The 1,247-nt window shown below is 50.5% G+C and carries 1 protein-coding gene; it reads right to left on the reverse strand.

The genetic code is table 11. The features are described 5' to 3' along the window. Positions 1–1,247, reverse strand: a 1,247-nt coding sequence (locus Q0236_RS10725; RefSeq protein ID WP_297917709.1) for a hypothetical protein, incomplete at both ends; no start/stop codon positions are given.

Here is a 1,247-nt window from a genome sequence, read left to right on the forward strand (position 1 = left end):
CCGCCGCAACTGCTGCGGCACCGGCGGCGAAAGCTTTTTTAGTAGCTTCAAAATCGTCGAGCGAACCGCCGAAATAATCCCCTTCGCTAATGCGGTCGAAAATTTTAGAAAAATCCGCATCGAAGTCGTCGCTTGCGGCGTCCGTCTGAGTTTGTAAATTTGCAGAACTTACCGGCTTTTGAGACGGCTCTTGCGCCTTTAAATTTGAAAATTCCATGCTTTCCGGCTTCGCAGGTTCAGGCGAAATTTTAAAATTTTCGCCTTGCAGCGCATCGTTTAAATTTGACCCTGATTTAAAATTTTGCTGATCTATAGAATCCTCATCATCGCTAGCTAAAGCGATAGGCGCCGTATTGTCGCCCTCTTCTTGAGCCAAAGGTATAAATTCCACCGCAGCCTCGCTTTTAGGCGCACTGTTTTCAGCCTCGCTCTCTTTCGCTTCGTCTGAGGCCGAAATGCTCGTATCGCGACTATCCGCTTGATCGTCTGCGGCAACCTTAAGCTCTTCAAGAGGCGCGTCACCTGCGATCTCGCTCGCAGCCAGGCTCAAAGGCACATCGTCCGCGATCGTATCCGCAGCCAAGCTTAGCGGCGTATCGTCGGAAATATTTTCCAAAGCCGCATTTAGCGGAATATCGTCCGGAATTTTATCCGCAAGCTCGCTCGCAGCGGCATCAAGCGGCGTATCGTCCGCCAAGCTCTGTGCGACGGCGCTAAGAGGCACGTCGTCCGGGGCGTCCTGCACCAGCGTGTTTAGCGGCACATCGTCATCCAGCTCGCCGTCAAATTCCTGCGCCAGCTGCGACAAAGGCAGATCGTCCGAAGAGTTATAAAAACTATCGACCAGAGCCTCAAAATTTTGAGCATTCGCCGCTTTATCTTCGCTCGCTCCGCCGCCTGATGCGGTTTCGTTCGCCAGATCAATCGCGTCGATCTCTTTCATAACGGAGCTTGCGTCGGCAAATTCCTGAGCCATCTTCTGTTTTGCTTGAGCGCTCATCGTCTGCAGCGAAAACTCGCTGATAAACGTGATGAGCTCAAGTGGCGAAAAAGGCTTGCTCAAAGTATACCTAGCCCCGCTCGGAGAGACGTTTTTGGGAGTTAAAAATAAAGTTTTATGAAGATCAAAATTTGAAATATCGTCGCCCGATTCGTAGTTTTTTATAGCCAAATCATATTCGCTCTCGTCCGCGCTATAATCTACCAGATCCGCCCCGATGCGCTCGCAGCAAATATTTACGACACTT

The organism is uncultured Campylobacter sp., from assembly GCF_938031315.1.
GTDB lineage: Bacteria > Campylobacterota > Campylobacteria > Campylobacterales > Campylobacteraceae > Campylobacter_B.